Below are 24,026 nucleotides of genomic sequence, written 5' to 3'. Positions count from 1 at the left end.
TGCTGCGTGTGGTCTTGCGAGCCTGCATCACGGCTGGCGGCGCGGCGCGAGGGTCACAGCCCCGGCTTCACCTTGCCGGCGCGCTTCTCCAGGAAATCCCGCAGGCGCTGCTGCGCCTCCGGGGTTCCGGCCGCGATCGCCGCCATCAGCGACTCGGTGAAGAAGCCGGCCGCCGGATCGCTCGCGGCGATGCGCGGCAGCGCATGAAGCACGGCGAAGTTGGTCATCTCGGCGTTGCGGGCGATCTTCTGCGCGAGCGCCTTGGCGCGGGGCAGCGCCTCTCCGGCCCCGACCAGATACTGGCTCGCGCCGTGCATGCGGCCCTCCTCGGCCGACAGCGTGCGGCCGGTGAGCATCAGATCCTGCACGAGCGGGACGCCGATCAGCCGCGGGATGCGCACCGAGCCGCCGCCGCCGAGGAAGATGCCGCGCTGGCCCTCGGGCAGCGCGTAGTAGGTCGACGGCTCGGCGACCCGGATGTGGGTCGCGGCGGCGAGCTCGAAGCCGCCCCCGACGACGGCGCCGTGCAGGGCGGCGACCACGGGCACGCGGCCGAACTGGATCTCGTGGAACGCCTGGTGCCAGGTCTGCGAGTGGTGGATCACCTCGAGGATGTCGTCGGGCTCGACCACGTCCTCGAGATCGAGGCCGGCGCAGAAGTGCTCGCCCTCGCCGGAGAGCACGACGGCTCGCACACCGACCGGCAGGTGCGCGAAGAACCGATGCAGGCCCTGGATGGTGGCGAGATCGAGAGCGTTGCGCTTGTGCGGGCGCGACAGCCGCAGGAGCGCGATCTCGCCGTCGATCTCGGCGGTCAGGGTGGGAGGCAGTCCGATGTCCAGCATGGGGATGGTCCTGGTCGGAAATCGCTTTCGGTCCATGCGCTCGGCGTGCCGAGCCGTGGGGTTCAATGCCTGGCGCCGAGCCCGAGATAGCTGTCGATGACGCGGCGGTCCTGTGCGAGCTCGGCCGCCGGGCCGTGGATCGTGATCTCGCCGAGCTCCATCACATAGGCGTAGTCGGCGACCTGGAGGGCGGCCCGCGCATTCTGCTCGACCAGCAGGATCGACACGCCGGTCCGGCGCAGCTCGGTGACGATGCGCAGCACGTCCTTGACGATGCGCGGGGCGAGCCCGAGGCTCGGCTCGTCGAGCATCAGGACGCGCGGCCGCGCCATCAGGGCGCGCCCCATGGCGAGCATCTGCCGCTCGCCACCCGACAGCGTTCCGGCGTGCTGGCGGCGCCGTTCCTTCAGCCGCGGGAAGCGCTCGAACACGCCGGCCAATCCCTCGCCGGCGGCGCGGTTGCCGAGCCGCCAGGCGCCGAGCCGCAGGTTGTCCTCGACCGACATGGTGGCGAACAATTCGCGCTTCTCCGGCACCAGACAGAGCCCGTCGGCGACCCGTGTCTCGACGTCCTCGCCGGCGATGTCGCGGCCGTCGAGCCGGATGCGGCCGACGCCCGGCAGCACGCCGGCGATGGCGTTCAGCAGCGTCGTCTTGCCGGCCCCGTTGGCCCCGATGATGGTGACGATGCCGCCGCGCGGGATGGTGAGCGAGACGCGCCGCACCGCCTCGACACGGCCGTAGCTGACCGACACCTCGCCGACGTCGAGGATCGCGTCGGGGGACGCGGGGCGCGGCCCGGTCCTTGCGGCGGGCGTCGGGTCGACGCGGGACGAGGCGGTCATTCGACACCTCCGAGATAGGCTTCGAGCACGGCCGGATCGGCGGCGATCGTGGCCGGGGGGCCCTCGGCGATCTTCTTGCCGAAGTCGAGCACCACGATGTGGTCGGTGAGCTTCATCACGAAGTCCATGTCGTGCTCGACCAGCAGGATCGAGACGCCCTCGTCGCGCAGCCGTGCGAGCAGCGCGGCGAGCTGCTGCTTCTCGGCGAAGCGCAGGCCGGCGGCCGGCTCGTCGAGAAGGAGGAGCTGCGGATCGAGGCAGAGCGCGCGGGCGATCTCGGCGACCCGCTGCTGGCCGAGCGCCAGCGAGGTGGCCGGCTTGTGCAGATGGGCGGCGAGCCCGACGCGATCGAGCTGGCGGGTCGCCTCGCCGAGCAGCCGCGTCTCGTCGGCGCGATCGAGCCGCAGCATCGCGGCGACCACGCCGGCACGGCCGCGCAGATGGGCGCCGAGCGCGACGTTCTCCAGCACGGTCATCTGACGCGCGAGCTTGACGTGCTGGAACGTGCGGGCGACGCCGCGCCGCGCGATCGCCCGCGCGGAGGATCGCTCGATCCGTTCGCCGGCGAGCGTGATCTCGCCCGTGGTCGCCGGTAGCACGCCGGTGAGCAGGTTGAAGGTCGTGCTCTTGCCGGCGCCGTTCGGCCCGATCAGCCCGACGATCTCGCCCGCCTTCACGGTGAAGCTGACGTCGTTGACGGCGACGAGCCCGCCGAACTGCTTTCGCGCCTTCTCCACCGCGAGCAGTGGTACGCCGCGCTCGGGCATCGTGCGGGCCGGCAGCGGCACGCCGGTCGCCACGGTCTTGGGCGGCGCCTTCGGCAGAACCCGCATCACCAGCGGCCACAGTCCGTCGCGCGCCACCTGGAGCACGACGACCATCAGAATGCCGAACACGATGCTCTCGAAGCTGCCGTCGGCGCCGATCAGCTTCGGCAGGATGTCCTGGAGCTGGTCCTTGAGCAGCGTCACGATGCCGGCGCCGAGCACGCCGCCGAGCACGTGGCCGGCGCCGCCCAGCACCGCCATCAACAGATACTCGATGCCGGCGTTGAGGCCGAAGGGCGACGGCGACACGGCGCGCTGGACATGGGCGTAGAGCCAGCCCGAGAGCCCGGCGAGCAGCGCCGCGTAGACGAACACGACGAGCTTCACGCGGGCCGTGTCGATGCCGAACGACTCGGCGGCGAGCCGGCCGTCGCGCAGCGCCCGGATCGCCCGGCCCATGCGGCTGTCGAGCAGGTTCTCGCTGAGGATCACGGCCAGGATCACGGCGATCCAGACGGGGTAGAACACGGCGCGCGCGTCGATCAGCGGGATGCCGAGCACGTCGAGCGGCGGGATGCCGTTGATGCCGTCGAAGCGGCCGAGCGCCTCGACGTTGCCGAACAGGTAGAAGAACGCGATGCCCCAGGCGATGGTGCCGAGCGGCAGGAAATGGCCGGAGAGCCGCACCGTGACGGCGCCGATGACGAGCGCCATGGCGCCCGTGGTGGCGAGCGAGACCGGCAGGGTCAGCCACGGCGAGACGCCGAAGTCCTTGGTCAGCACCGCGGTCGTGTAGGCGCCGAAGCCGACGAAGGCGGCTTGGCCGAACGACGTCATACCGCCGACGCCGGTGAGCAGCACGAGCCCGATGGCGACCAGACTCGACAGTCCGATGTAGCCGGCGAGCGTGATCCAGAAGTCGGGAATGCCCGGCACCAGCGGCACGATCGCGATCGCGCCGATCGCGGCGACGCGCGGCAGGTGATGGAGGAGCGGCCGGGAGGGAGGCGTATCGGGGGCGCGCATCAGGTCTCTTCCTCGTCCTGATGGCCGGCGGCGAGCGAGCGCCACAGCAGCACCGGGATGATCAGCGAGAAGACGATGACCTCCTTGAACGGGCTCGCGACGAAGGCCGAGAAGGACTCGAGGAGCCCGACCAGAACGGCGGCGAGCGCCGTGAGCGGATAGCTCGCGAGCCCGCCCATGATCGCGGCGACGAAGCCCTTCAGTCCGATCAGGAAGCCGGTGTCGTAGTAGATCGTCGTCAACGGGCCGATCAGGACGCCGGACAGCGCCCCGATCGCGGCGGCGAGTGCGAAGGCGGCGCGGCCCGTCGCCCGCGTCGGGATGCCGACCAGGCGGGCGCCGAGCCGGTTGACGGCGGTGGCGCGCAGCGCCTTGCCGGCGAGCGTGAACTCGAAGAACGCCCATAAGGCCGCGAGCAGCAGCGCCGTGACGGCGAGAACCCAGAGGCCCTGCGCCTTGATCACGGCCGGGCCGAGCGGGACGATGGCGTCCGAGAACGGCGTGGTGCGGAAGCCCTCGGCGCCGAAGAACACGAGGCCGAGCCCGACCAGCGCGATGTGGACGCCGATCGCGGCGATGAACAGCACCAGCACCGAGGCGTCGGCGAGCGGCTGGAAGGCGAGCCGGTAGACCAGCGGGCCCATCGGCACGAGCAGCACCAGCGTCAACACGAGGCGGGCCACGGTCCCGGCCAGGAGCGGCGCCAACAGCACGACGCCGACGAGCACGGCGACCGGCATCGCGATGTCGCGCGCGACGATCACGGCGACTCGGCGCGGCGTGAGAGCGGTCCGGTCCCGGACGAGCTCGAGGATCGCGGCGGCGGCGCCGAGCACGACCAGCAGCCAGGCCGTGCCCGGCACCTTGCCGGCCTCGAGCGCCGCGAAGGTGAGCGCGCCCCAGGCGACGAACTCGCCCTGCGGCACGAAGATCACCCGCGTGATGGTGAACACCATCACGAGCGTGACGCCGAGCAGCCCGTAGACGGCACCGTTGATGACACCGTCCTGCAGAAGAAAAAGTGCGATCGTCGTGTTCATGCCGGGCTCGCCGCGCGGTCGGGCCACCTTCGAGCGGGCCACGACGCCACCGCCACGTCTCCGCACCGGCCGGCGGCCGGTGCGTCACGGGTCGTCATCGAGAGACTCGGGATCGCCGGGACCGCCCCGGCGCCGGCGTCAATTCAGGTCAGGGCAGCAGTGTCCACTTGCCGCCGTCGATCTTGATGAGCACACGCGAGCGCTTGTCGAGGCCGGCATGGTCGGTCGGCGAGAAGGTGAAGACGCCGTGGTTGCCGACCACCTCCTTCGAGCCCTCGATCGCGTCGCGCAGCGCGGCGCGGAACTCCGGCGTGCCGGGCTTCGCGCCGGGGGGCATCCGGCCGAGCGCGTCGATCATCAGGAGCGCGCAGTCGACCATGTGGGCGCCGAAGCCGGCGACCGGCGACTTGTTGTTCGCCTCGTAACCCTTGATGTAGTCGAGCGCGACCTTCTTGATCGGATTGGAGTCCGGGAGCTGGTCGGCGATCACCACCGGGCCGGCCGGGAACACGGTGCCTTCGACGTCCTTGCCGCCGACCCGCACGAACTCCATCGTGGAGACCCCGTGGGTCTGGTAGATCGGCTTGCGAAAGCCCTGCTCCTTCAGCGCCTTCTGCGGCATCACGGCGGGCGTGCCGGAGGCGGCGATCAGCACCGCGTCGGGATTGGCCGCGACGATTTTGAGCGCCTGGCCCGTGACGCTGGTATCGGTGCGCTGGAACCGCTCGGTCGCGACCACCGTGATGCCCTTGCCCGGCATCACCTTGCCGACCGCGTCGAGCCAGCCCTGGCCGTAGCCGTCCGTGTAGCCGAGGAAGCCGATCGTCTTGACGCCGTTCGCCGCCATGTGTTCGGCGAGCGCCTCCGCCATGATGGTGTCGTCCTGCACGGCCTTGAACACCCAGCGGCGCTTCTCGTCCATGGGATCGACCAGCGAGCGGGTCGGCACCATGGCGCAGTAGGGCGTCTTGGTCTCGGCGGCGACGTCGACCAGCGCCAGCGTCGCCGGCGTCGCCGAGGAGCCGAGCAGATAGTCGATCTTCTGCTCGGCGATCAGCTTGCGGGCGTTGGCGACCGCCTTGGTCGGATCGGTCGCGTCGTCCAGCACCGTGTACTCGACCGTGTAGGGGCCGACCTTCTTGGGCAGTTGGGCGACGCTGTTCTTCTGGGGGATGCCGAGCGCCGCGGCGGGGCCGGTCTGCGACACCGTGATGCCGATGTTGACGGTGCCGCCGTCGCCGGTGCCGGCCTGGGCATGGGCGGCGCCGACGAGCATGGCCGACGCGGCCGCGCCGGCGAGAAGCGCGCGAATCACAAGGGGCATGGCCCTCTCCTCGATGTGACGTTTCCTCGGCGTGCGTCCGTTGTCTGCTCGTCGCGGCCGGACGTCTTCGCCTGATGGTGATCTTATATAACTATTATGTTGCGTCAACAGCCGGCCCTGCGTAATTTTGCGGGAGCGGTCGACCGGCGGTCGCCTGTGTCGAAATGCCTCGCCGGCCGGATCTCCAACTCTCAGGTTCCGAGACGATGGACTCTTCCCTGCGCGCGAGAACGACGAAGCCGATCGCCCGCGATGTCGCCGAGCCGCGGTCCGCCGATGCCTCGACGAAGACCTCCATCGATTTCGGGCCGCTCGACCAGCGGGTCGGCTACGTGCTGCGCCGCGCGCAGCTCGCCGTCTTCCAGGACTTTTTCTCGCGCTTCGAGGCGCTCGATATCCGCCCGGCCCAGTACTCGATCCTCACCGTGATCGAGCGCAACGCAGGTCTCAGCCAGACGCGCATCGCCGACGCGCTCGGCATCAAGAAGACCAATCTGGTGGCGATGATCGACGCGCTCGAGGCGCGCGGCCTGGTGCGCCGCGAGGCGACCGTGCGCGACCGCCGCGCCCATGCGCTCTCGCTCACGGCGGAGGGGCGGGTGCTGATGCGCAAGCTGCACCGCATCTCGGCCGATCACGAGCAGCGCATCGTCGCGCGCCTCGGCGCCGACGTCTATGCCGGCCTGTTCGCGCCGCTGCGCGAGATCGCCGCCATGATGGGCGACCGCGACGAGGCCTGATCGCGCCGGACCCGAGCTGACGACGTCCGATCGGGGCGCGCCCGAGCGTCACGCCGCTGCGGATCGATGCGGGTCGTCGGACTCCGAGATTCCGGCGAGCGCCCGCATGCGAGCCCGGACCGCGAGGCTGGTGTGTAACGTCTCGGCGAGCTGGGCGAGCACCAGGCGCGCGCCGGTCGCGTCGAAGCCGCGGGCCTCGAGCCCGTCGACGAACATTTGTTGCAGTGCGACGCGGCGCCGGTCGCAGGCGACCCGGCGCTCGGCTTGCGAAAGCCTCAGTTGAACGGGGGTGAGCTGTGCCATCCGGGCGATGTTAGCCCGGATGCGCCGGACCCGGAAAGGGACCGCGGATCGGCCCGCTCGACGGCTGCGTCATCGTAACGCGGTGTCCGACACCGATCCCATCGATGAGACAGGTCTGTCGGCGAGGCGCGCGGAAATCACCGCATCCTGGCTCCGTGATTGAGCAGTGCGTTGCGGAACGGCGCACAAAATGATCGGATTCTGGGGGCGCCTGCCCATCATATCGGCAGGTCTCGCGTTGACAGAAGCTGTCTGGTTTTTGATACAATTGGCGCCGGGCCGCCGAGATCGGGCGCGCCGTGTCCTCTCGCCCGAACGAACCGGGAGCACCGTTTGACGGCCGCCGTCGAGCTTCTCAAGACACGCCGGCTCTATCTTCTGCTGCGCGACCGCATCGTCGGCGGGGCGGTGGCGCCGGGCGGGCGACTGCCGAGCGAGCCGGCGCTGGCCCAGGAGCACGGCGTCTCGCGCGTCACGGTACGGCGCGCCCTCGATCTGCTGGCCGACGAGGGGCTGGTGCGGCGGCGTGTCGGCTCCGGCACCTTCGTCGAGGACGTGCCGGCGTCGCGGCCGATCGTCGCCGACTTCTCCAACGTGCTCTCCAACCTGATCGAGATGGGGCGCACCACCGCGGTGAAGCTCCTGTCCTTCGCGTATGTGGTGCCGCCGGCCTCGATCGCCGAGCCGCTCGGCCTCGGGCGCGGCGAGCGGGTGCAGCGCTCGGTGCGGGTGCGGCTGATCGACGGGCAGCCGTTCTCCTATCTCACGACGCACGTGCCCGAGCGCATCGGCCTCACCTACTCGGAGCGCGACCTCGCGACCATTCCGCTGCTCGAGCTGATGGAGCGGTCCGGCGTCGTCGCCGAGCGCGCGACGCAGTCGATCAGCGCCAGCCTGGTCGGTCCCGAGACGGCGGAGGCGCTCGATCTCGCGCCCGGCGACCCGGTGATCTCGCTGACCCGCGTCGTCTACGAGCCGTCCGGCCGCGGCGTCGAGCACCTGCACGCGCTCTACCGGCCCGATCGCTACGCCTTCCAGATGGACCTCGTCCGCACCGGAGCCGACGGCACCCGTCGGTGGACCCCGACCGTGGTGCGCACCAGCGGCCCGTCTCGCAAGTCCAGCGCCCCCCGTCCGAAGCGGGCCACCAGCAAGAAAGGGATCCGTCCATGACATCGTCCGATCGCCGGCTCGACGCCGCGCTCTCGCGCCGCGCAGTGCTGAAGGCCGGCGCCGCCGGCGCGGCCCTGATCGCGGCCCCGACCGTGCTGCGGGCGCAGGCCCCGGCCGTGAAGCTCGGCATCATCCAGCCGGTGACCGGCGCGCTCGCCGAGGCGGGCGAGCTCGGCCGGCTCGGTGCCGAGCTCGCCATCGCCGACATCAACGCGGCCGGCGGCCTGAAGGCACTGGGCGGGGCGAAGATCGAGATGGTGTTCGCCGACAACCGCTCGAACCCCGAGGCCGCGGCCCAGGAGGTCGAGCGGCTGCAGGGCGAGAAGGTCGCTGCGATCGTCGGCGGCTTCGGCAGCGGCCTGTGCATGACCGCGACGCAGGCGGCGGCCCGCTACGACCTGCCCTATCTGGTCGACGTCGGCGTCGCCGACGCGATCACCAAGCGCGGGCTCAAGAACACGTTCCGCATGGCGCCGAGCTTCAGCATGGCGACCGAGGTCGCGCTGAAGAACCTCGTCACCTTGAACGATGCCGCCGGCAAGCCGGTGAAGACCGTGGTGATCGTCCACGAGGACGGGCTGTTCGGCTCCGGCCTCGCCAAGCTGCTCGGCACCGAGCTGCCCAAGCTCGGCTTCGAGGTGCTGGAGACGATCTCGCATCCGACGCCGGCGCGCGACATGTCCAACATCGCGCTGCGCATCCGCTCGCTCAAGCCGGATCTCGTGATCCCGTCGAACTACTACGGCGAGTTCGTGCTGCTCGCCCGCACCATGCAGCAGCAGCGCATCCGGCCCAAGGCGATCTACGCGATCTTCGGCGGCGGCGCCTCCAGCCTGCGCTTCGTCAAGGAGTTCCCGCAGGCCGCCGACGGCGTCATCGACTGCAACCATTGGCACGATCCGAAGAACCCGAAGTCGGCCGACATCCGGGCCCGCACCGAGGCGGCGGGCAAGTCCTATGTCTACAACGTGCCGCTCAACTACTCGGCCGTGATGCTGATGGCCGAGGCGATCGAGGCGGCCGGCGGCGTCGCCTCCGACAAGCTGATCGCGGCGCTGTCGAGCCGCGACTTCGGCAGCGGCGTGATGCCCTACGGCCGCTCGACGTTCGTCGAGGGCCAGAACGTCAATGCCCTGCCGCTCAACACCCAGATCCAGGACAACGACGTGAAGGTGATCTATCCGGACGGCTTCGCCCAAGTGAAGCCGGTCTTCCCGTTGAAGGCCTGATCCTGCGCGGCGGTCACCGTGCCGCCGCTCGCGTCTCGACGACGGCGGAGCCCGGCTCCGCCGCATCACCCCGCGCACCGCCGGACCACCCATGTACTCACCCGAGATCGTGCTCGAGGCCGTGCTGAACGGTCTGCTGACCGGCGGCGTCTATGCCCTCGTCGCGCTCGGCCTCACGCTGGTCTACGGCGTGCTGCACATCATCAACTTCGCGCACGGTGCGCTGCTCACCTGCGCCATGTTCATGGTGTGGTCCGCCTGGGCCTGGCTCGGCATCGACCCTTACGCGGCCGTGCTGATCGTCGGTCCGCTGATGTTCGGCCTCGGCTACGGCATGCAACGGCTCGTCATCGGCCCGGCGAGCCGGCACGACGACGGCAACATCCTCCTGGTGACGCTCGGCCTCGCCATCGTGCTGGAGAACCTGCTGCTCGCCGGCTTCAAGTCCGACACCCGCACGGTGGCGAGCGACTATGCGCTCGAGGTCGTCTCGATCGGCCCGCTCCTCCTGTCGCAGCCGCGGCTCGTCGGCTTCGTCGTGACGCTGGTGATGACGGCGCTGCTGTGGCTGATGCTCGAGCGCACCGACATCGGCAAGGCGATCCGCGCCGTGGCGCGTGAAAAGACCGGGGCGCGGCTGGTCGGCATCGACGTCGATCACGTCTATGCCGTGACGTTCGGGATCGGCTGCGTCTGCCTCGCGGTCGCGGCGAGCCTTTTGATGCCGACCTTCTACGTCAATCCGCGCATCGGCGGCGCCTTCGTGCTCGTCGCCTTCACGATCGTCGTGCTCGGCGGCATGGGCTCGGTGGTCGGCGCGCTGGTCGGCGGCCTCCTGATCGGTGCGGTCGAGAGCCTGTCGAGCCTCTGTCTCGGCGACAGCCTCGGCCAGCTCGGCATCTTCCTCATCTTCATCGTGGTGCTGCTCCTGCGACCCACCGGCCTGTTCGGAGCGCGCGCATGACCGCGATCGATCTTCTGCGCCCGCTCCTCGTCGTCGCGGTACTCGCCGTGGTGCCGTGGCTCGGTGTCTCCAATGCCACGTTGAACTTCCTCGTCTACATGCTGATCGTCACGCTCGCCGCGCAGGGGTGGAACATCCTCGGCGGCTTCGGCGGGCAATACTCGTTCGGCCACGCCGCGTTCTTCGGCACCGGCGCCTATGCGAGCGCGATCCTGCAGGTGCAGTTCGGCGTCAACGCCTGGCTCGGCCTCCTCTGCGGAGGCGTGGCCGGTGTCGCGGTCGGCCTTTTCGTCGGGTTCCTGTCGTTCCGATCCGGGCTGCGCGGCTCGTATTTCGCGCTGGTGACGCTCGCCTTCGCCGAGGTCTTTCGGGTCGTCGCCAATGCCGCGAGCTTCACCGGGGCGGCGGCCGGGCTTCTGATCAGGCTCGATCCCGGCGTCGCGACCCTGCAGTTCGCCGATCGCCGTATCACCTGCATGCTGGTGCTCGGCTTCGTCGGCTTCGGTCTCGTGATCTCGACCTGGTTGACCCGCTCGCGCTTCGGCGCGCAACTGATCGCGGTGCGCGAGAACGAGCAGGCCGCCGAGGCGCTCGGCGTCGATCCGATGCGGGTGAAGCTCGGCGCCATCGCACTGTCGGCGGCGCTCACGTCGCTCGCCGGATGCCTCTACGCGCAGTACTTCCTGTTCGTCGACGCCACCGTCGCCTACGGCCCGTGGATCTCGGTCGAGGCGCTGCTGGCGCCGCTGGTCGGCGGTGCCGGCACGGTCTTCGGGCCGCTGATCGGGGCGCTCGCGTTGCACGGGCTCGGCGAGGCGACCAAGGGCGTCGCCGGCAGCGTGCCGGGCATCGATCTCGTCGTCTTCGGCGTGGTCCTGATCCTCGTCGTCGCCTTCCTGCCCGGCGGCCTGATGGGCGGCCTCTCGCGGCTCGCCGGCCGTCTGCGCGCGATCTCGCGTGGCGGCAAGTCCGCCGTGGAGGCCTGACATGCTGGTCGCCGAGGGCCTCACCAAGAAATTCTCCGGCCTGGTCGCGGTCGACGACGTGTCGCTCCATGTCGCGGAGGGCTCGCTGACCGGGCTGATCGGGCCGAACGGCGCCGGCAAGACCACGGTCTTCGCCATGCTGGCCGGGTTTCTTCATCCGACCGGCGGGCGCGTCCTGCTCGACGGCATCGATCTCACCGACGAGCCGCCCCACCGGCGCGCGCGGCGCGGCATCGCCCGCACGTTCCAGATCACCCAGCCCTTCGCGGGGCTCTCGGTGCACGAGAACATCGCGGTCGGCGCCTATCTGCGCCACGCCCGCCGGGCCGATGCGATGGACCGCGCCGCCGCGGTCGCCGAGCGGGTCGGCCTTGCCGGCGAGCTCGACAAGCCGGCCGCGGCCCTCACGATCGCCGGCCGCAAGCGGCTCGAGGTGGCGCGCGCGCTCGCGACCGTGCCGCGCCTTCTGTTGCTCGACGAGGTGCTGGCCGGCCTCAACCCGTCCGAGGTGCGCGACATGATCCCGGTGCTGCGCGCCATCCGCGACGACGGCGTCACCATCTTCATGATCGAGCACATCATGCAGGCGGTGATGAACCTCTGCGAGACCGTCTACGTGATCGCACAGGGCCGTCACGTCGCGCACGGCACGCCGCAGCACGTGTGCGCCGATCCGCAGGTGATCGAGGCCTATCTCGGGCACGGCGCCGCCGCCCGCATCGCCGCCGGAGGCGTCCGTGCTCGAGGTTGAGGGCCTGGAGGCCGGCTACGGCGGCACCACGGTGCTGCGCGGCATCGATCTGCGGGTCGACGCCGGCGAGATCGTCGCGGTGCTCGGTGCCAACGGCGTCGGCAAGACGACCCTCAACAACGTCCTGTCCGGCGTGCTACCGGCCCGCGGCGGAGCCATCAGGTTCGACGGCGCGCGCATCGATCGCCTCCCCGACAAGGAGATCGTCACGGCGGGCCTGATCCACGTGCCCGAGGGGCGGAAGATCTTTCCGACCATGAGCGTGCGCGAGAATCTCGAGCTCGGCTGCTACCGTCGCGGCCGGGCGAACCGCGACGCCAATCTCGAGCGGGTGTTCACCACGTTTCCGCGCCTGCGCGAGCGGACTTCCCAGCTCGCCGGCACGCTGTCGGGTGGCGAGCAGCAGATGCTGGCCATCGGCCGCGGCCTGATGGGCGAGCCGCGCCTCCTCGTTCTCGACGAGCCGTCGCTCGGCCTCTCGCCGCTGCTGGTCGAGGAGATGTTCGGGCTGATCCGCCGCCTCAACCGGGAGGGCCTCGCCATCATGCTGGTCGAGCAGAACGTCGTGCAGTCGCTGGAGATCGCGGCCCGCGCTTATGTGATCGAGAACGGCGTCGTCGCTCTCTCGGGCGCGGCCCGGGACGTCGCCGACGATCCTGATCTGCGGCGCGTTTATCTGGGATTGTGAGGATGAACGGATCGGTGAGGGTGAAGACATCAGCCGAACGACCGGGCCTGCTCCCTCCCCCACAAGGGGGGAGGGAATGCTGTGGCACTCGCATTCACACGATCTCGGCGCAGCGAGTGGATCGACTGCTGTGCGTGGCTTCTTCGTTGGCAAGGCCGTGACAACGAGCAGGAACAAGAAGATGACTCTGAAGCAGCGGCTCGACAGCGGCGGGACGATCGTCGCGCCCGGCGTCTACGACGCGCTCACCGCCTCGCTCGCCGCCGGTGCCGGCTTCGAGGCGCTGTATCTCTCCGGCGCGGCCATCGCGTACACGCGGCTCGGGCGACCGGACATCGGGCTCGTGACGATGTCCGAGGTCGCCGACGTGATCACGTCGGTGCGTGACCGGGTGCCGACACCGCTGATCGTCGATGCCGACAACGGCTACGGCAACGCCCTCAACGTGCAGCGCACCGTGCGGCTGTTCGAGCGCGCCGGCGCGACCGCGATCCAGCTCGAGGACCAGTCGTTTCCCAAGCGCTGCGGCCATCTGCGCGACAAGACGCTGATCCCCGCCGCCGAGATGGCCGGCAAGGTGAAGGCGGCCGTCGATGCCCGCTCAAGCGACGAGACCCTGATCGTGGCCCGCACCGACGCCGTCGCCGTCGAGGGTTTCGACCGGGCGGTCGATCGGGCGAGGCTCTATGCCGAGGCGGGCGCCGACGTGCTGTTCGTCGAGGCACCGCGCTCGCGTGATCAGCTCGATCGACTGGTCGCGGCGCTGGCCGCGACGCGGCCGCTGCTCGTCAACATGGTCGAGGGCGGCGACACGCCGCTGATGCCGGCCGGCGAGCTCGGCGCGCTCGGCTTCCGCATCGTCATCTTCCCGGGCGGCATCGTGCGGGCGCTCGCCCGCACGGCGCAGGCCTATTACGCCTCGCTCGCCGCCACGGGCAGCAATGCCGCGTTCACCGACCGCATGTTCGATTTCGGCGCGCTCAACGCGCTGATCGGCACGCCCGAGATGCTGGCGCTCGGGGCCGAATACGACAACCGCGGCCGCGACCGGCCGGGCGACGACGAGGAGGATGCCGCGTGACCACCATCGATCCCGTCACGCTCGCCGTGCTCGGCGGCCGGCTTGAGCAGATCGCCGACGAGATGGACGCGACGCTCTATCGCTCGGCCTTCAATCCGATCATCGCCGAGGCGCGCGACGCCTGCCACGGCCTCTACCACGCCGAGACCGGGGACACCTTGGTGCAGGGCACCAAGGGGCTCCCGATCTTCGTCGGCGCCATGGCGTTCGCCGTGAAGTCGGTGATCGATCTGGTGAAGACGCGCGGCGGGCTCTCGCCCGGCGACACCTTCCTGTTCAACGACCCCTACGACGGCGGCACGCATCTCAACGATTTCAGGCTGGTGCGTCCGGTGTTTCGGAACGGAACGCTGTTCTGCTGGCTCGCCTCGGTCGGTCATTGGCTCGACATCGGCGGCAACGTGCCTGGCGGCTACAACCCGAAGGCGACCGAGAGCTTTCAGGAGGGCGTGCGCTTCCCGCCCGTGAAGCTGATCTCGGCCGGCACCATCAACCAGGACATCCTCGACATCCTGGCCGCCAACACGCGGGTGCCGCTCTCCAACTGGGGCGACCTCAACGGCCAGCTCAACGCCCTCGATCTCGGCGAGCGACGCTTCCATGCGCTGCTCGACGAGTACGGCGACGCGACCGTGACGGCCGCCTTCGACGCCTTCTCGGATCGTGCCGAGGCGCTGATGCGATCCGCCCTGCGCTCGCTCCCGAACGGCACCTATTCGTTCGAGGACTATCTCGACAACGACGGGATCACGGACGAGACGCTCGTCATCGCGCTCGATCTGACGATCCGCGACGGCTCCATGGTGCTCGACTTCTCGCGCTCGTCGCCGCCGCCGCAGGGGCCGATCAACATCTCGCGCGCCACCGCGGTCGCGGCCTGCTATGTCGCGCTCAAGCACGTGTTCGTCGAGGTGCCGGCCAATGCCGGCTGCCTGCGACCGATCGACTTCGTGATTCCGGACACGACGCTGCTCGGCGCCAAGGCGCCGAAACCGGTCGCCGGCTACACCGAGACGATCCTGCGCCTGATCGGTGTGGTGTTCGGGGCACTCGCCAAGGCCGATCCGGCGCGCGCCACGGCCGGCCCGTTCGGCACCATCAACGCGCTCTCGATCGCCGGACATCGCGCCGACGGCAGCCGCTGGGTGATGTTCTCGTTCTTCGGCGGCGGGCTCGGCGGCAACCCGCGGAGCGATGGCCTCAACCACGCCAACAACCCGATCTCCACGGCGACCATTCCGCCGCTGGAGATATTGGAGGCGGCCTATCCGATCAAGTTCACCCGGTGGGCCTTGCGGCCCGACAGCGCCGGCGCGGGCGAGCATCGCGGTGGTGTCGGCGCCGTCTACGAGATCGAGGTTCTGTCCGATGCCGAGGTCTCTCTGCTCGGCGAGCGCGGCAAGGTCGCGCCCTTCGGGGTCGCCGGCGGCGATCCGGCCGCGTTGAATCGGTTTCACTGGCAGACCGACGACGGCGAGCGGTCGCCCCCGATGGTGTCCAAGGTCACCGACGTGAGAATCAGGGCGGGCCGGCGCGTGCGCCTGGAGACGCCCGGTGGCGGCGGCTGGGGCGATCCGGCCGCGCGCGATCCGGAGCGCGTCGCGCGCGACGTGCGGTTCGGGCTGGTCAGCCCGGAGGCGGCGCTGAGCCGCTACGGCGTCTGCGTCGATGCCGAGGGGCGGCCGCTCGCCGACGGCGCGACGATCGGCGAGAAGCGTGTCGGCGAGAAACGTGAAGGAGAAGCAGCGTGAGCACGGCACCGGGCCGTACCGTCGGCGTCGACGTGGGCGGCACCTTCACGGATCTGTTCTTCTACGACGAGGCGGAGCGTCGCTTCCGCACCGCGAAGGTGCCGTCGAACCGCGGCGACGAGGCGGTCGGCTTCATGGGGGGCCTCGCGACCTTCGGCCCGGTGTCGGAGCTCTCCTCGATCGTCCACGGCACCACGGTCGGCACCAACGCGCTCCTGGAGCGCAAGGGCGCCCGCATCGGCCTGATCACGTCGCGCGGGTTCCGCGATGTGCTGGAGATGCGCCGGCGCGATCGCCGCCACACCTGGGGGCTGTGGGGCGACTTCACGCCGGTGGTCGATCGTGATCTGAGGATCGAGGTCGCCGAGCGCACCCATGCCGACGGCAGCGTGGTGACGGCGATCGACCCGGACGAGGTCGCGGCGGCCGCGCGGACGCTCGCAGCCAAGGGCGCCCAGGCGCTCGCCATCGTGTTCATCAACGCCTATGCCAACCCGGCGAACGAGCAGGCGGCGCTCGCGGCCGCCGCAGCGGCGTGGCCGAACGCGAACATTGCCTGCTCGAGCCAGATCCTGCCCGAGATCCGCGAGTTCGAGCGCACCTCGACGACCGCGCTCAACGCCTATCTGCAACCGGTCGTCGGCAGCTATCTTCAGAAGCTCGACGGCGCCCTGCAGGCCGGCGGCTTCGCCGGGCGCTTCCACATCGTCCAGTCGAACGGCGGCATCATGTCCACGGCGACGGCGCGGCGCCTGCCGGTTCGCACCGCGCTGTCGGGGCCGGCGGCCGGCGTCATCGCCGCGGCGGCCATCGCCCGCGAGGCCGGCTTTCCGGACGTGATCACGGGCGATCTCGGCGGCACCTCGTTCGACGTGTCGCTGGTCGTCGGCGGCGAGACGGCGCTCGCTCCGCAGACGACGATCGACTTCGGCCTCGTCGTGCGCACGCCGATGGTCGAGATCACCACGATCGGCGCCGGCGGCGGGTCGATCGCGCATGTCGATGCGGGCGGGCTCCTGCAGGTCGGCCCGCACAGCGCCGGGTCGCGGCCCGGCCCGGTCTGCTACGGCCAGGGCGGCGACCGGCCGACGCTCACCGACGCCAATGTCGTGCTGGGCCGCATCAACGCGGCGCGGCCGATCGGCGGCAAGCTCGCCTCGCTCGACGTGGAGGCGGCGAAGGCCGCGATCCTGCGTGACGTCGGCGCGCCGCTCGGGCTCGACGCGCACGCCGCCGCCGAGGCGATCGTGCGGGTCGCCGACGGCAAGATGGCGGGCGCCATCCGCCTGGTGTCGATCGAGCGCGGCCACGATCCGGGAAAATTCGTCGCGGTGCCGTTCGGCGGCGGCGGGGCGCTGCATGTCGGCGCGTTGATCAAGGACGTCGGGCTCAAGGGGGCGCTGGTGCCGCGTTATCCCGGGGTCACCTCGGCGCTTGGCTGCGTCATCGCCGACATCCGGCACGATCAGGTGCAGACCGTGAATCTCACGCTCGCCGGGCTCGACGCCGCGACGCTCGACCGCCGCATGGTGAGCGAGGCCGCGGCAGCCCGCGCCGTGGTCGAGGACGCCGGCCTCGCGATGGAGCGCATCGACCTCGTGTTCGAGCTCGACATGCACTATGTCGGCCAGACCCACACGATCGCCGTGCCGCTGCCGGTGACGCTCACCCAAAGCCCTGTCGGCGACACCACAGGCGTGACGGCCGAGCTGATCAGGACCGCGTTCGATCGTGCCTATCAGGCGTCGTTCAGTCGCCTGCTGCCCGACGTGCCGGTGAAGATCGTCAATCTGCGCACCGCGGCGATCGGCCGGCGGCCGCGCTTCGATCTCGCGGCGCTGGCGCCTGGACCCGAAGCCTCGATGGAGCGGGCGGGCCAGGGCCGTCGACCCGTGTGGTTCGACGGCGGCTGGTACGACACCGCGATTTTTTCGCGACTCGAGCTGCCCGTGGGTGCCGTCGTGCCCGGACCGGCCGTGCTGGAGCAGCCGGACGCCACCACGGTGATCGATCCCGATCTCGTCGCCCGCGTCGATGCGCTCGGCAACGTGATCGTCGAGCGCAAGCAGTCGTCGTCGGCGAGCCAGGAGGCCGCGTCGTGAGCATCGCCGCCGTGCCGATCGACAAGACCGCGCTGCTGATCGTCGATCTGCAGAACGACTTCCTGCACCCCGAGGGCGCCTATGGCCGTGCCGGCCAGGGCGTGCCCGAGATCGCCGCGCTGCCGGGACGCCTGAAGCCGCTCGCCGCCGCGCTGCGCGCCGCCGGCGGGCTCGTCGTGTCGACCCAGTTCACGCTGGTTCCGGGCCGTGGCGGCGAGCCGATGATCTCGCCTCATCTGAAAGCGCTCCGTCCGTTCCTGAAGAGAGGCGATTTTCTGCCCGGCGCCTGGGGCCACCAGCTCGTCGGCGCGCTGCAGCCGGCGGACTTCTGCGTGGAGAAGATCGCCTACTCGGCCTTCTATATGACGCGGCTCGAATGGGTGCTGCGCAAGACCGGCATCGAGCGGCTGATCGTTTGCGGCATCGTCACCAACGGCGGCGTCGCCTCGACGGTGCGCGACGCCCATGTGCGCGAGCTCGACATCACGGTGCTGGAGGACGGCTGCGCCGCCTTCACGCCCGCCGTGCATGCGACCGCGATCGAGGCGCTTCGCCCGGTCGCGCGCGTCGCGTCGATTGCCGAGGTGCTCTCCGAGATCCGCGCCGAGGCCGGTGCATGACGGTCGTCCCTGCGGCGGACAGGCGCTTCGAGGTGTCGATGCCCGTCGTGGTGATCGGCGCCGGCGCCGGCGGCCTCGTCGCGGCGCTCGCGGCACGCGCCGCCGGCGTCGACGTGCTGGTGCTGGAGCGCGATCCCGTGCCGCGCGGCTCGACCGCCATGTCGGCCGGCCTGATCCCGGCGCCGGCGACGCGCTGGCAGGCCAAAACCGGCATCGTCGACACGGCCGAGCTGTTCGCCGCCGACATCCTCGCCAAGGCACATCGCGAGCCCGACGCGGCCGTGGTGATGCATCTCGCCGAGACGATCGGTCCGACGCTCGAATGGCTCGCCGACGCGCACGGCCTGCCCTTCGACGTGATCACCGAGTTCCTCTATCCGGGCCACTCGACCTACCGGATGCACGGCCTGCCGACGCGGTCCGGCGTCGAGTTGATCGAGCGGCTATGCGCGGCGGCCGATGCGGCCGGCGTGATGATCATGACGGACGCGCGCGTCGACACGCTGTTCGCGGACCCGGACGGGCGCGTGCGTGGGATCGGCGTCGTGCGGCCGGACGACAGCCGCGACGAGGTCGGCTGCGGTGCGCTGGTATTGGCCTGCAGCGGTTACGGCGGCAACCCGGCGCAGGTGTCGCGTCACATCCCGGCGCTCGCCGACGCGCTGTTCTTCGGCCACATCGGCAACCAGGGCGACGCGCTCGTCTGGGGCGAGGCGCTCGGCGCCGCGACCCGGCATCTCTCCGGCCATCAGGGGCACGGCGCCATCGCGCATCCGCACGGCATCCAGATCACCTGGGCGACCATCACGCAGGGCGGCGTGCAGGTGAACCGCGACGGCCGCCGCTTCGCCGACGAGACGCGCGGCTACTCCGAGCAGGCCGCCGCCATCGTGGCGCAGCCGGGCGGCATCGCCTTCACGATCTTCGACGAGCGCATCGGCGCCGTGGCCCGCGGCTTCGAGGATTTCCGCCAGGCCGAGGCGGCCGGCGCCGTGCTGACCGCCGCGACCATTCCCGACCTGGCGGAGCGGATCGGCGTGCCCGTGGCGAACCTGACGGCGACGTTGTGCGCCGCCGAGGCGGCGCAGTGCGCGAAGGCGATCGACGCGTTCGGCCGCGATTTCTCGCGCGCGCCGCCTCTGGTGCCGCCGTACCGGGCCGTGAGGGTGACGGGCGCATTGCTTCATACACAAGGCGGCCTCGTCGTCGACACGGATGCACGGGTGTTGCGGAACGACGGCACCGCGCTGCCGAACCTGTTCGCCGTCGGCGGCGCGGCCTGCGGTGTTTCAGGATCGCAGGCGAGTGGTTATCTCTCGGGCAATGGCCTGTTGTCGGCGGTCGGCCTCGGCCGCACCGCCGGGCGGGTCGCGGCCTGCGCCGTCAAGGCGGAGCGTGTCCCTCACGGAGACGATGCCCATGCCGGGTGACGCCATCACCAGCGCGATCGCGCGCGGCGCGCCGAGAACCCTGCTCGACAAGCTGTGGGACGCCCACGCGGTCGTCACGCGCGAGGATGGCCAGACGCTGCTGTTCGTCGATCGCCACGTCCTGCACGAGGGCTCGCACCACGCCTTCGCGCAGCTCGCCGCCCGCGGGGCGAGCGTGGCGCGGCCCGATCTCACCTTCGCGGTCGCCGACCATTACGTGCCGACGCGCGGCCGTCCGCAGATCGCCGACGCGAGCGTCAAGGTGATGGTCGACCGCCTGGTCGGCAACACGACCAAGCACGGGATAAAGCTGTTCGGCCTCGGCGATCCGCGCCAGGGCATCGTCCATGTGGTCGGGCCGGAGCAGGGGCTGACGCTGCCGGGCCTGGTGATGGTCTGCGGCGACAGCCACACCTCGACGCACGGCGCCTTCGGCACGCTCGCGTTCGGCATCGGCGCGTCCGAGGTGGCGCATGTCCTGATCACCCAGACTCTCTGGCAGCGCAAGCCCAAGCGCATGCGCATCGTGATCGACGGCGCACTGACGCCGGGCGTCGGCGCCAAGGACATGGCGCTCACCTGGATCGCCAAGCTCGGCGCCGACGGGGCCCAGGGCCACGCGATCGAATATGCCGGCTCCGCCGTCCGGAGCCTCTCGATGGAGGGCCGGCTGACGCTCTGCAACCTTTCGATCGAGGGCGGCGGCCGCTGCGGCATGGTGGCGCCGGACGCGACCACGATCGATTTTCTGCGCGGCCGACCGTTCGCGCCCGAGGGTGAGGCGTTCGAGCGCGCCGCGGCCGACTGGCTGGCGCTGGCGAGCGATCCGGACGCCGTGTTCGACGAGGAGGTCCGTTTCCGCGGCGACGCGATCGTGCCGACCGTCACCTGGGGCACCAGTCCGCAGGATGCGCTGCCGATCGACGCCACGGTGCCGGATCCTGACAACATCACGGACCCTGCCCGCGCCGCCCATGTGCGTGACGCGCTCGCCTATATGGGGCTGTCGCCGGGCCGGCCTCTGGCCGAGGTCGCGGTCGACCGGGTGTTCATCGGCTCCTGCACCAATTCGCGCATCGAGGATCTGCGCGCCGCCGCCGCCGTGCTGGCCGGCCGCACCGCGCGGGTGCCGGGGCTCGTCTCGCCGGGCTCGTCGCGGGTCAAGCAGCAGGCCGAGCAGGAGGGGCTGGACCGCATCTTCGTCGCGGCCGGGCTCGAATGGGCCGATTCGGGCTGCTCGATGTGCGTCGGCATGAACGGCGACCAGGTGCCCACGGGCGAGCGCTGCGCCTCGACCACCAACCGCAACTTCAAGAATCGCCAGGGGCTCGGCGCCCGCACGCATCTGATGTCGCCCGCCATGGCGGCGGCCGCCGCCGTCACCGGGCATCTCGCCGACGTCCGCCCGCTGCTCGCCGGGAGACTGTGATGCAGCCGTTCCGCCGCCTCGACGACGCCGTCGCCTGCCCGCTGCCGCTGGCGAACGTCGACACCGACCAGCTCATTCCGGCGCGCTTCATGAAGCAGCCGCGGGCCGCCGGCTACGGCGGCTTCCTGCTGCACGATCTGCGCTTCGAGGTCGACGGATCGTCGCGCGGCCTGTCGTTGGACGATCCCGCCTTCGCGGGCGCCGGCGTGCTGGTCGCGCGGCGCAACTTCGGCAGCGGTTCGTCACGCGAAGCTGCCGTCTATGCGTTGGTGGACTTCGGCTTTCGCTGCGTGATCGCCCCGAGCTTCGGCGACATCTTCGCCTCCAACGCGGTCAACAACGGGCTGCTGCCGGCCCGCGTCGACGCCGCCGCGGCGGAGCGCCTGCTCGATCACGCCACCGCCGGCCGGCGCGTCGCGGTCGATCTCGAGACGCGGACCATCCGGGTCGACGGCGAGACGATGCCGTTCGCCATCGACGAGGTGTGGCGGACCAAGCTGCTGAACGGGTGGGACGACATCGACCTGACGCTGAGCCACACCGCGGCGATCCGCGCGTTCTCGGCGGAGCGGGCGGTGCTGTTTCCGTGGAGCCTGCCGCGCCGTCAGGGATGAGGCGCGGCCGGGCCGTCAGGTGGGGAAGGTCGTCAGCAGTGGCGGGGGCAGTCCTGGTCGATCCGGGCCTGCGCCATCAGGATCACGCTGCGCTCGTCCTGCTGGGGGGTGGTGATGGTCTCGACGACGCCGTAGGTGCCGGGCGCGTAGATCTCGGCCTTCCAGGTCTCGTCGCGTTTGGTGATGATGCGGTAACCGCGATAGTTGCAATCGGTCATCTCGTCCTCCCGAGATGCGGCGCAGTCTGCATGAACATCCTGGCCGGACCGTGGAGATCTCGTGCCGAACGCGGAAAAATGCATCAGAATGATTACTGATGAGGCAACTTTTCGCGATGGGGTAGAACCGGTCGTGATGGGCGCGTGCCGCGTGGGGCCATGATCTCCATGCTGCGGTGCAGCACAACCGCGCGCCGACCGTCCGGGACCGCGGTGGACCGCGCCGCCGGGGCGCGCCATTCTGCCCCCGTTTCGCGCGACGGGGGACGGCAGGAATGCTCCAGGTGACCATGGCGGGCGGCTTCTACGACCGCACGCGAGCCCTGATCGACGGGTCGGTCCGGCCGGAGGGGCTGTCGCTCACCTATGTCGAGCTGCCGATCGAGGAGGTGTTCTGGCGCCTGCTGCGTTACGGCGAGTTCGACATCGCCGAGTGCTCGCTCGCCTATCACATGATCGCCAAGGCGCGCGGGATCGGCCACGACTACGTGGCGATCCCGCTGTTCCCGTCGCGCTGCTTCCGCCACGGCTTCGTCTTCGTCAACCGCAACAGCGGCATCCGCGCGCCGGAAGACCTCGCCGGCAAGATCATGGGCGTGCCCGAATACGCCATGACGGCGGCGTTGTGGCTGCGCGGCTTGTTCGAGCACGACTACGGCGTGCCGCCCGGCGCCATGCGCTGGCGCGTCGGCGGCATCGAGGAGCCGAACCGCGCCGACCGTATGGAGATCACGGTCGACGCCGACGTCGAGATCCTGCCGATCCCGCCCGGCAAGAGCCTGGTCGGCATGCTGGCGGCCGGCGACATCGACGCCATGATGGGGCCGCGCGTGCCCTCGATCTTCCGCCAGGGCCATCCCGACATCGTGCGGCTGTTCCCGAACTATCCGGCCGACGAGCGCGCCTGGTACGCGCGCACCAAGGTCGTGCCGATCATGCACACGGTCGTGATCCGGCGTGCGTTGTATGACCGCGAGCCGTGGATCGCCATGAGCCTGTTCAAGGCGTTCCGCGAGAGCTCGCGACGTTGTCTCGATCGCATGCGCGACGTCAATGCGCTGCCCTACAGTCTGCCGTGGTATCTGCCGGCCCTGGAGGAGACCATCGCGGTCTTCGGCGAAGACTTCTGGCCGGAAGGGCTGGAGGCCAACTGGCCGTCCGTGGCGATGCTGATGGGCTTCGCGAAGGAGCAGGGTCTGATCGACCGTCTGTTCACGCCGGAGGAGCTGTTCGCGCCGAGCACGCTCACCGAATTCAAGATCTGACGGCTCCTGTCGCCCGCCACCCGCCGCCCGCCCTTTCGTCCGGACGCCTCGACGCTTGCCAAGTCGACGCCCGCGCCTCAGGATCGCGCGAAAATCCCCCGCGTGTGACATCCGAACAGGAGACCACATGAAAGCTGCCGACCTGCGCGCCGTCATGACGGCGCCGCTCACCGTCGGTCACGCCTGCGATCTGCGTGGCCTCGTCGTCGACGAGCCGCTCGATCTCGGCGGCGCCCGCATCGGCAATGTCGATCTCACCGGCACGCGTTTCGAGGCCCCCGTGACGGCGCGCGGCGCCGTCTTCGCCGGGCTCGCCTGGTTCCGCGACTGCCGGTTCGCGATGAAGGTCGATGTCTCCGGCGCGGTGTTCGGCAACGACGCGCGGTTCGACGGCGCCACCTTTCTGGGCGACGCGACCTTCTCGGGCTGCGAGTTCCATGGCGTCGGCGACTTCGACCTCGCCGAGTTCCACGGCGCCGCCTTCCTCGACCGCCTGCAGGTGCTCGGAAACCTGTCGCTCGAGCGCACGCGCTTCCGCGGCCCCGCCTCGTTCGAGGACAACGAGTGCTTCGGCGGCCTGTGGTGCCACGACGCCCAGTTCGACGGCCGCTGCAACACCGCCGGCATGGAGGTGCACGGCCGCACCTGGCTCACCGGCGTCAAGCTGCCGCGCCTCCTCTCCGGTCAGCCCGCGCTCTCGGGGATTCGCAGCTTCGGCTATCGCTGGAGCTGACGAGAGCCGACCCGGACGCATCGCGCGTAGGACGTGGCGCGTAGGATGTAGCAACCATTAGATTTTGAGTGGTTTAGGAGCTGGGGATTTGTGGACAGGCGA

Annotated in this window: 23 protein-coding genes; 16 read left to right on the top strand and 7 right to left on the bottom strand. The window is 70.4% G+C overall.

Annotated elements, in window-relative coordinates; translation table 11 throughout:
* Window positions 1–53: 53 nt before the first annotated feature.
* From ACFSOX_RS22265 to ACFSOX_RS22245, 5 genes are all read right to left on the bottom strand, one after another.
* Window positions 54–845, bottom strand: coding sequence for a crotonase/enoyl-CoA hydratase family protein (locus tag ACFSOX_RS22265; protein WP_378480023.1), 792 nt, complete (start codon window positions 843–845; stop codon window positions 54–56).
* A 62-nt stretch (window positions 846–907) separates the two neighbouring features.
* On the bottom strand, window positions 908–1,690 hold the full coding sequence (locus ACFSOX_RS22260; protein ID WP_378480022.1) for an ABC transporter ATP-binding protein: 783 nt from the start codon (window positions 1,688–1,690) through the stop codon (window positions 908–910).
* Window positions 1,687–3,483: a branched-chain amino acid ABC transporter ATP-binding protein/permease gene (locus tag ACFSOX_RS22255; RefSeq protein ID WP_378480021.1), complete on the bottom strand. Its 1,797-nt coding sequence runs from the start codon at window positions 3,481–3,483 to the stop codon at window positions 1,687–1,689. The genes ACFSOX_RS22260 and ACFSOX_RS22255 overlap by 4 nt, the downstream gene beginning before the upstream one ends.
* Window positions 3,483–4,523 carry a branched-chain amino acid ABC transporter permease gene (locus ACFSOX_RS22250; protein WP_378480020.1) on the bottom strand — a complete coding sequence of 347 codons (1,041 nt, stop codon included), beginning with the start codon at window positions 4,521–4,523 and terminating at the stop codon, window positions 3,483–3,485. Before ACFSOX_RS22250 ends, ACFSOX_RS22255 begins: the two co-directional genes overlap by 1 nt.
* 148 nt (window positions 4,524–4,671) lie before the next feature.
* The gene (locus ACFSOX_RS22245; RefSeq protein WP_378480019.1) at window positions 4,672–5,847 is read right to left on the bottom strand and encodes an ABC transporter substrate-binding protein; all 1,176 of its coding nucleotides are present in this window, start codon (window positions 5,845–5,847) and stop codon (window positions 4,672–4,674) included.
* A gap of 206 nt (window positions 5,848–6,053) precedes the next feature.
* Here ACFSOX_RS22245 and ACFSOX_RS22240 point away from each other — a divergent pair, with 206 nt between their 5' ends.
* On the top strand, window positions 6,054–6,587 hold the full coding sequence (locus tag ACFSOX_RS22240) for a MarR family winged helix-turn-helix transcriptional regulator (protein WP_378480018.1): 534 nt from the start codon (window positions 6,054–6,056) through the stop codon (window positions 6,585–6,587).
* 48 nt (window positions 6,588–6,635) lie between these two features.
* Here the strand turns inward: ACFSOX_RS22240 and ACFSOX_RS22235 are convergent, their stop codons facing one another.
* Window positions 6,636–6,890, bottom strand: coding sequence for a hypothetical protein (locus ACFSOX_RS22235; RefSeq protein WP_378480017.1), 255 nt, complete (start codon window positions 6,888–6,890; stop codon window positions 6,636–6,638).
* A gap of 333 nt (window positions 6,891–7,223) precedes the next feature.
* Between ACFSOX_RS22235 and ACFSOX_RS22230 the strand changes: the two genes are divergently transcribed.
* The 13 genes from ACFSOX_RS22230 (at window position 7,224) to leuD (ending at window position 21,708) form a co-directional block, all read left to right on the top strand.
* The gene (locus ACFSOX_RS22230; protein WP_378480016.1) at window positions 7,224–8,063 is read left to right on the top strand and encodes a GntR family transcriptional regulator; all 840 of its coding nucleotides are present in this window, start codon (window positions 7,224–7,226) and stop codon (window positions 8,061–8,063) included.
* Window positions 8,060–9,292 (top strand): ABC transporter substrate-binding protein, encoded by a 1,233-nt coding sequence (locus ACFSOX_RS22225; RefSeq protein WP_378480015.1) that lies wholly within the window; start codon window positions 8,060–8,062, stop codon window positions 9,290–9,292. The genes ACFSOX_RS22230 and ACFSOX_RS22225 overlap by 4 nt, the downstream gene beginning before the upstream one ends.
* Window positions 9,293–9,383: 91 nt before the next feature.
* Window positions 9,384–10,256, top strand: coding sequence for a branched-chain amino acid ABC transporter permease (locus tag ACFSOX_RS22220; RefSeq protein WP_378480014.1), 873 nt, complete (start codon window positions 9,384–9,386; stop codon window positions 10,254–10,256).
* Window positions 10,253–11,242: a branched-chain amino acid ABC transporter permease gene (locus tag ACFSOX_RS22215; RefSeq protein ID WP_378480013.1), complete on the top strand. Its 990-nt coding sequence runs from the start codon at window positions 10,253–10,255 to the stop codon at window positions 11,240–11,242. The genes ACFSOX_RS22220 and ACFSOX_RS22215 overlap by 4 nt, the downstream gene beginning before the upstream one ends.
* Before the next feature lies 1 nt (window position 11,243).
* Complete coding sequence (locus tag ACFSOX_RS22210) at window positions 11,244–11,993, top strand: ABC transporter ATP-binding protein (protein ID WP_378480012.1); 750 nt, start codon at window positions 11,244–11,246, stop codon at window positions 11,991–11,993.
* Window positions 11,980–12,681, top strand: coding sequence for an ABC transporter ATP-binding protein (locus tag ACFSOX_RS22205; protein WP_378480011.1), 702 nt, complete (start codon window positions 11,980–11,982; stop codon window positions 12,679–12,681). Before ACFSOX_RS22210 ends, ACFSOX_RS22205 begins: the two co-directional genes overlap by 14 nt.
* 181 nt (window positions 12,682–12,862) lie before the next feature.
* Window positions 12,863–13,762 carry an isocitrate lyase/PEP mutase family protein gene (locus ACFSOX_RS22200; RefSeq protein ID WP_378480010.1) on the top strand — a complete coding sequence of 300 codons (900 nt, stop codon included), beginning with the start codon at window positions 12,863–12,865 and terminating at the stop codon, window positions 13,760–13,762.
* Window positions 13,759–15,513 carry a hydantoinase B/oxoprolinase family protein gene (locus ACFSOX_RS22195; protein ID WP_378480009.1) on the top strand — a complete coding sequence of 585 codons (1,755 nt, stop codon included), beginning with the start codon at window positions 13,759–13,761 and terminating at the stop codon, window positions 15,511–15,513. The genes ACFSOX_RS22200 and ACFSOX_RS22195 overlap by 4 nt, the downstream gene beginning before the upstream one ends.
* Window positions 15,510–17,615, top strand: coding sequence for a hydantoinase/oxoprolinase family protein (locus tag ACFSOX_RS22190; protein WP_378480008.1), 2,106 nt, complete (start codon window positions 15,510–15,512; stop codon window positions 17,613–17,615). The genes ACFSOX_RS22195 and ACFSOX_RS22190 overlap by 4 nt, the downstream gene beginning before the upstream one ends.
* The gene (locus ACFSOX_RS22185; RefSeq protein WP_378480007.1) at window positions 17,612–18,235 is read left to right on the top strand and encodes a cysteine hydrolase family protein; all 624 of its coding nucleotides are present in this window, start codon (window positions 17,612–17,614) and stop codon (window positions 18,233–18,235) included. Before ACFSOX_RS22190 ends, ACFSOX_RS22185 begins: the two co-directional genes overlap by 4 nt.
* A complete protein-coding gene (locus ACFSOX_RS22180; RefSeq protein ID WP_378480006.1) occupies window positions 18,232–19,665 on the top strand; it encodes an FAD-dependent oxidoreductase in 1,434 nt (477 codons plus the stop codon). The genes ACFSOX_RS22185 and ACFSOX_RS22180 overlap by 4 nt, the downstream gene beginning before the upstream one ends.
* Window positions 19,655–21,094 carry a 3-isopropylmalate dehydratase large subunit gene (gene leuC, locus ACFSOX_RS22175; protein WP_378480005.1) on the top strand — a complete coding sequence of 480 codons (1,440 nt, stop codon included), beginning with the start codon at window positions 19,655–19,657 and terminating at the stop codon, window positions 21,092–21,094. Before ACFSOX_RS22180 ends, leuC begins: the two co-directional genes overlap by 11 nt.
* Complete coding sequence (gene leuD / locus ACFSOX_RS22170) at window positions 21,094–21,708, top strand: 3-isopropylmalate dehydratase small subunit (RefSeq protein WP_378480004.1); 615 nt, start codon at window positions 21,094–21,096, stop codon at window positions 21,706–21,708. Before leuC ends, leuD begins: the two co-directional genes overlap by 1 nt.
* Window positions 21,709–21,740: 32 nt before the next feature.
* Here the strand turns inward: leuD and ACFSOX_RS22165 are convergent, their stop codons facing one another.
* A complete protein-coding gene (locus tag ACFSOX_RS22165; protein ID WP_111355151.1) occupies window positions 21,741–21,926 on the bottom strand; it encodes a hypothetical protein in 186 nt (61 codons plus the stop codon).
* A gap of 275 nt (window positions 21,927–22,201) precedes the next feature.
* On the opposite strand from ACFSOX_RS22165, the gene ACFSOX_RS22160 reads away from it, so the two are divergent.
* Both ACFSOX_RS22160 and ACFSOX_RS22155 read left to right on the top strand, forming a co-directional pair.
* Entirely contained in the window at window positions 22,202–23,191 is a 990-nt protein-coding gene (locus tag ACFSOX_RS22160; RefSeq protein WP_378480003.1) for a substrate-binding domain-containing protein, read from the top strand.
* Between the two features lie 127 nt (window positions 23,192–23,318).
* Window positions 23,319–23,924: a pentapeptide repeat-containing protein gene (locus tag ACFSOX_RS22155; RefSeq protein ID WP_378480002.1), complete on the top strand. Its 606-nt coding sequence runs from the start codon at window positions 23,319–23,321 to the stop codon at window positions 23,922–23,924.
* Window positions 23,925–24,026: the final 102 nt, after the last annotated feature.

It is taken from the genome of Rhodoplanes azumiensis (assembly GCF_042682915.1).
GTDB classification, from domain to species: Bacteria; Pseudomonadota; Alphaproteobacteria; order Rhizobiales; family Xanthobacteraceae; genus Rhodoplanes; species Rhodoplanes azumiensis.
This window is presented reverse-complemented; position numbering and strand designations above follow the sequence as displayed.